This window comes from Vibrio sp. 1F253, assembly GCF_041439295.1.
Classification (GTDB): Bacteria; Pseudomonadota; Gammaproteobacteria; order Enterobacterales; family Vibrionaceae; genus Vibrio; species Vibrio tasmaniensis_A.
Genome location: NZ_JBGONU010000095.1, coordinates 1 through 5,852, shown reverse-complemented (window position 1 = coordinate 5,852; position 5,852 = coordinate 1). Strand labels below are relative to the sequence as shown.

6 protein-coding genes are annotated in these 5,852 nt (G+C 39.4%); 5 read left to right on the top strand and 1 reads right to left on the bottom strand.

The window, feature by feature from the left end; translation table 11 throughout:
• Nucleotides 1-325 precede the first annotated feature (325 nt).
• The 3 genes from ACED28_RS22540 to ACED28_RS22530 all read left to right on the top strand — a co-directional run bounded on the left by ACED28_RS22540 (nt 326) and on the right by ACED28_RS22530 (nt 3,883).
• Nucleotides 326-1,534: a tyrosine-type recombinase/integrase gene (locus ACED28_RS22540; RefSeq protein ID WP_371710798.1), complete on the top strand. Its 1,209-nt coding sequence runs from the start codon at nt 326-328 to the stop codon at nt 1,532-1,534.
• A 321-nt stretch (nt 1,535-1,855) separates the two neighbouring features.
• Nucleotides 1,856-2,098 carry an AlpA family transcriptional regulator gene (locus tag ACED28_RS22535; protein ID WP_065679455.1) on the top strand — a complete coding sequence of 81 codons (243 nt, stop codon included), beginning with the start codon at nt 1,856-1,858 and terminating at the stop codon, nt 2,096-2,098.
• Nucleotides 2,099-2,338: 240 nt separating this feature from the next.
• A complete protein-coding gene (locus ACED28_RS22530; RefSeq protein WP_371692539.1) occupies nt 2,339-3,883 on the top strand; it encodes a replication endonuclease in 1,545 nt (514 codons plus the stop codon).
• Nucleotides 3,884-3,909: 26 nt separating this feature from the next.
• On the opposite strand, the gene ACED28_RS22525 is transcribed toward ACED28_RS22530, so the two are convergent.
• Complete coding sequence (locus ACED28_RS22525; RefSeq protein WP_371710797.1) at nt 3,910-4,764, bottom strand: EamA family transporter; 855 nt, start codon at nt 4,762-4,764, stop codon at nt 3,910-3,912.
• A gap of 183 nt (nt 4,765-4,947) precedes the next feature.
• On the opposite strand from ACED28_RS22525, the gene ACED28_RS22520 reads away from it, so the two are divergent.
• Together ACED28_RS22520 and ACED28_RS22515 are read left to right on the top strand one after the other, a co-directional pair.
• Nucleotides 4,948-5,079, top strand: a complete 132-nt coding sequence (locus tag ACED28_RS22520) for a hypothetical protein (RefSeq protein ID WP_371710796.1) — start codon at nt 4,948-4,950, stop codon at nt 5,077-5,079.
• Between the two features lie 106 nt (nt 5,080-5,185).
• On the top strand, nt 5,186-5,827 hold the full coding sequence (locus ACED28_RS22515; protein ID WP_371710795.1) for a hypothetical protein: 642 nt from the start codon (nt 5,186-5,188) through the stop codon (nt 5,825-5,827).
• Nucleotides 5,828-5,852 lie beyond the last annotated feature (25 nt).

The window sequence follows — 5,852 nt, the reverse complement described above, 5'->3', positions numbered from 1 at the left end:
CAAGAGTATGGCTTGCACTCGCTTTACTCTGCCGCGCAGCGGCTTCGTTCAACAATCTGTTTAAGAGTGATTCGCAACGCTTGGCATTTTTGCTATGCGTTGCGTTTGTGTTTAATGTGGTATACGGCGGCTTTTGTATTGCGTTACTCACACCTTAACAGTGGAATTGACTAATATTCCTCTGTAGGCAGCGGTACACAACAATGAATAGTAACGCCTTATACAACAATAATTTAGATTAATTATGTTTGTTCACGCTCGTTCGCTTTAGTCTATCGATATACAATTATTCTGCTACATATCCGCTACACAAAGGAAGAGTGTTATGGCGATTAAGCAGAAAATAACAGTTAATTCAATTAAGAACCTCAAGGTTCAACAGAAGCGATTGAATGATACTGAAATCAGTGGCTTTCATGCTCGGATCTCTCCTTTAGGTACGATTAAGTATTATCTGTACTTCCGTCTCAACGGGAAGCAGCGGAATTATCTCCTTGGTTCTGCTAATGCTTTAACTCCTGCGCAAGCAAGAGACTTAGCTAAAGAGAAAGTGGGTTTAGTTGCAAGTGGTGAAGATGTGCAAGAGGCCCGATATGAAGCTAAAAGGCAAGAGCAAAGAAGTAACCTAACACTAAAAAAATTTCTCGATGAACATTATGAGTCCTACCTAATAGCTATGAACCCTAAGACGGCTAAGCAGTCGTTCATGTGTATAACAAACAATTTTAAACATCTGGCGAATAAACCCTTAGCAGAGATCACTGCGTGGGATATTCAACAATGGGTTACTGAACGCAGGAACTTAGGTCGTGCTCCAGCAACGGTTTCGTACGCCTATAATCGCCTGAGAGCGGTTTTCAACCGTGCCGTTGAATGGAATTTTATTGATTCACATAATCTGAATAATGTAAAAATAACTAGGGAAGATAATAAGAGAGTTCGTTACCTTTCCTATCAAGAAGAAAAGTCATTATTGGACACTCTACATCATCGTAGTGAGCGTCTGAAAAATGATATCAAAAAGCGCTTTAGAGAAAGGGCGTCGACACAGTTTTCTGTACGTTATATCGATTACCTAGAGCCACTGGTTTTAATGGCTATGAATACTGGTATGAGGAAAGGTGAATTGCTTTCTTTATGTTGGGAGCACGTCAATATGGAGGATCGTTATCTAACGGTACGTTCTGAAAATGCTAAGTCCAAAAACAAACGAACGATCCCTCTGAATAATACAGTTTTTGACATGCTTAACGTTTGGCGAGAGCAGAATCCAACTACGGAATTTGTTTTTGTTGTCAATAATAGGCCTTTGGAAACCTATCAATATCAGTGGGAGCAATTATTAAAAGAAGCAGGTATACAACATTTTCGCTTTCATGATTTGCGCCACCATTTTGCCAGTAAACTTGTTATGGCGGCAGTGGATTTAAACATCGTTCGTGAGCTACTTGGCCATGCTGATTTAAAGATGACCCTTAGGTATGCGCATTTAGCTCCTGAGCACCAAGCCAATGCGGTCAATTTGATTGGCTAACAGCCGTATATTCGTCTTGTTTCCATCTGGATTTTTTCACATGTTGTTATTTTCGGTTAGGTAACCGAATGAAACCAATAAACACGGGGCTTTGACGATTTTTTACCGCGTTATTTGGTAACGGTTACTTTCGGTTCAGCTTGTATTAACCCATTGATTTTATTTATATCGTACTTAACCGAGAAATTACTCCCTTTGATAGGGCGCTTTTTCATCGTTTAACCTAATAGGTATAACTCTAAACCTAATAGGTACAACCCTCTAACACTGCGAATTTATTTCTGCTTAGATGAACTCGAATCGACTAAGAGGAATAAAGAGATGAATTCAGAATTAACCCAAAAACGTGCATACACCGAACAAGAGACTGCGACTTACATTGGTATGAGTCGTTCGTTTTTACGCCAATCAAGAATGGAAGGACATCGAAAGAATCGAACAGACGCCCCACCTTTTATTAAAATAGGGCGAGCGGTACGCTATCTAAAAGAAGATTTAGACCAGTGGCTAGAGAGCCACAGTAAATGCGAACAACTCTCCCACAGAGGGGGCTATCATGATTAATTTGAGTAAAGAACAATTGACCCTTTTGGCTTGGATGAAAAGAGGGCATACGTTTGAAGTGTGCTCAGACTATTGCCCGAGGAATGGAGAGGTGCTCCCAAAAGAGCGACTACCTATTCGTCTCTTTAAAGAGACTATAGATAAGCTTTTTCAAGCCGGTTTGATAACGTATGTGAGTAACAAATCTTATGGCCTTCGTTGGGATGTTTTCTCCTTGACTCAGAAAGGGAGTGAACGAGTATGAATGTGTTAGATTTATCGAGTGTTGACCCTGATGACAAAGGTTTTGTGACCAAGAGGTTAGCTTTGTTTTCATTTGAAATTCAGCGGATCTTACTTAATGAGTATAGTCGTCAGCCAACCAAGTTTGAACGAAATACTTATTTGCGAGTAACGTCGGACACACTCTCGAATCATTTATCTGTCCCGTTGGATAAAGTGGGACTCAACCTTTCTGAAGACGACTTAAGGGACAAAGCGAAACGCTTAGCGGCCTCGACGCTTGCATTACGACGCCAACATTTGAATGAATCCGTTTCCCTTGTTTATATTCGTCAGCTAGTCAAACAACAAGGACTTCCTGTTAACGCAGGTTTGTACTCACATTCCGGTGAGCTTGCCCGTTATAGTGACCCCAAATGGTGGCTTAGAAAGCTCAGAAAGGCGTTAAGACGTAATATAGAAACTGTTTTGCACCATCTTAACCAAATCAATAAGAAAACAAGCCTGTATTGCTCCTATCCGACATTAATCGCTAGAAGGAACCAAAGAGCCTATCAGAACGCTTATTTAGAAAATACCTTTGCTGTTAATGAGCTAGGGCAACGCTTTTCATTGCTTGAATTAGCACAAAAAGGCATCTCTGATCCGAAGATACGTAAAGCTGAATTAATGGTTAGAGCAAGGGGATTTGAAGACCTTGCTCAAGAACTTAACCATGTAGCAACTTTTCTCACTCTTACTTGCCCTTCGAAGTATCACCGAAGCTACTCAGCTTCGGGTCATGCCAATCCAAAATGGGGAGGCTTTACCCCGTTAGACGGTCACTCTTACTTAAATAAGGTCTGGCAATTAATACGTTCAAAACTGAATCGTTTAGGGATCCGTTTTTACGGTTTCCGTGTAGCAGAGCCACAACATGACGGCACACCACATTGGCATTTATTATTGTTTGTGGAGCCGGAATCTTATCGTCAAATGATAGAGGTTATGCAGGACTATGCGTTACGAGAAGATAGTAAAGAAAAAGGCGCGACTGAGCACCGATTTACTGAAATCAAGATAGATCCATCAAAGGGCTCCGCCACGGGTTATATCGCTAAGTACATTTCAAAGAACATTGATGGAACTGATCTTGATAAAGGTGTTTACGAAGAAGACCCTCAAGATGCGGCTGCCAGAGTTGATGCGTGGGCGGCCTGTTGGGGCATACGTCAATTTCAACAACTGGGAGGCTGTTCTGTGACAGTGTGGCGTGAGTTGAGACGCCTAAAAGAAAGACAAGGTTTACCGTTACTTGCTCAAGGGATTTTAAAAGCGGCGGACAAAGGTGATTGGAAGCGGTTTACTGAGATGATGGGTGGTGTGCTCAGTCTACGTAAGAATCAGGTCTGTAAGCCTTACTACGCTCTTTCTTTTGATTTAACTACTGGAGTTATCAAAAGTAGTTTATATGACGAAAATGAAATGGTGAGAGTGTTGAAAGGAGTCATGATTGCGGGGCGTGAAATCATCACGCGAACATTACAGTGGCGATTGGAATCAACTCCTCGTTATGCTTTTTAACTTGGAGTTCTGTGAATAAGTGTACGTTATGAAGCCAAAGTTAAAATACCAAGGGTGGCGAGTAAACAAGAGACTATTTTCCTTATAAGGTTAGTGTGCTCTTTTAAAAAGAAGTAACCAAAAAGAATATCGAGGATGAAGGCACCTTGGAATAAAGCCATGACTAAACTAAAAGAGCTAGTGTTGAGCACTTTTAAGAGAAGATAGTAGCTTGCCGTGCCGCAAGTAGCTGTTATTACCGCGTTAACTAGAACTTTTTTGATTAACTCATAATGAACTTTAAATAGTAGAGGCGTCAAAAGAGCGGTTCCAGAAAAACCGATGAAAAGGATAATGCTAGAGGGTAAGTACATCGTAAGCACTTTATCAATACCTATAGCTATAGTGAGAAAGATAGGGGCGAGCCACGCGTGCAAATTGTTTGAAAAAAGAAGACCTATCTTGTTATTTTTGCTGATGAGTAGCGAGGCGACAAGTATGAGCATAACGCCCACTATTTGAAGGAAAGTAAGTTTCTCATTTAAAAAGCTAACTCCGAAAATAGCGCTCCAGATTATCTTTGTTTTAGAGATTATAGAGACAACGCCTAATTCAATTGAAGTTCGAGCCCTAAAGGTCGAATATGCAAACCCCATCCAAGAGATAATGCTAAATACTATTAAAAGTAACAACAATTTTAGGTCAACTTCGCTGTTGATTTGTTTAGAAACTTGATTTAGTTCGGAAATGATAAGTAATCCAGATAGTAAACTGCATGAACTCTGATAGGTAAATAGGTATTCATTATATGATGGCGTTCTTTTTAGAAATATTCTTGATATCCATTTATCCAGTGCGCTAAATGTAATGGCAAATATCAAAAATAAATAAGAACTATCCATATTTTACTCAGAAAAACTAGTTGGTAAGGGTAGGATATATCGATAGTGTAATATTTCAACTTGGAAATTATATAAATTATAAATAATTAACTTGGGTTTTACATTGAGATGCATCAGGGTTGGTTGCGTGCGAATCTGAGTTCATTACGCACTAGTTAACGATAATTTACCAAGGAGCTATTTATGGAAGATAAGACTAAGGCACATCAGGATATAAAACAAAATAACGAGGAATTCTCAAAAGAGTTTGAGGTTGAGGCTAGTGAAAGCATTTGCTGCGATAATGATAGTCCACGTCAAGATGTTGGGCACTAGTTTATAAGACGTTATGGAGAAGCCCTCTAGAATGAGGGCTTTTTAAATATAAATGATATCTATTTCAGTAATAAATAGCTCTCTTAATAGTGCTTTTAACTCAACAATGATTGAACCTACTTACAGAGTTTTTAAAGGACAAAGCTTAGATTATAGAGCGTGTGCGTCAATACCAAAATTATGGGGTGATTGTGTTCAACCTCCTCACGAGCATTTAAGAGGAATTGTCGGTGAGGGTTACTGCTTGGCAATCAATGAGCTTTCTAAATGGAGCTTATTGCTGACTAGAGAAATTAATGCACTACTATTGGAAAGTAAAATATTAGCGAGATACAAAAATCCAGACTTAAAAGACGTGTATGTTTTTATATCTACTTCAGAAAATTGGACGCCGTTTGGAGTTCATCGAGATTTCGAAGATTCAATCATTTTAGACATTGATGGTTTAGGACGGTGTATTTATGAATGGCCTAATGAAAATGATGTAGAGTTCGACTTTCCTATAATAGACGCAAGAAGCTTCATGGGTATTACTTTTGATTATGTAGATAAGTTGCCTTTCGCTCAATGTGTTCACCTAAAAAATGGCGAGTATCATAACGTTAAGTCTAAAGTTTTACACATTTTCAAAAGTAATGGTCCAGGTCTATTTATAGGATTGAGTTGTGTGGAGTCGCGCGACGGCAATGTGTTTATTCCTCCGATTTACGATCCTAACCGGCTTTGTTGCGTAATTCAATGGAACTAAATCAAGAACCTACGATCTGATCAGC

Coding starts and splice junctions, on each gene's coding strand:
- ACED28_RS22520 (WP_371710796.1), top strand. CDS start 4,948: ATGGAAGATAAGACTAAGGCACATCAGGATATAAAACAAAATAACGAG.
- ACED28_RS22515 (WP_371710795.1), top strand. CDS start 5,186: ATGATTGAACCTACTTACAGAGTTTTTAAAGGACAAAGCTTAGATTAT.
- ACED28_RS22530 (WP_371692539.1), top strand. CDS start 2,339: ATGAATGTGTTAGATTTATCGAGTGTTGACCCTGATGACAAAGGTTTT.
- ACED28_RS22535 (WP_065679455.1), top strand. CDS start 1,856: ATGAATTCAGAATTAACCCAAAAACGTGCATACACCGAACAAGAGACT.
- ACED28_RS22540 (WP_371710798.1), top strand. CDS start 326: ATGGCGATTAAGCAGAAAATAACAGTTAATTCAATTAAGAACCTCAAG.
- ACED28_RS22525 (WP_371710797.1), bottom strand. CDS start 4,764: ATGGATAGTTCTTATTTATTTTTGATATTTGCCATTACATTTAGCGCA.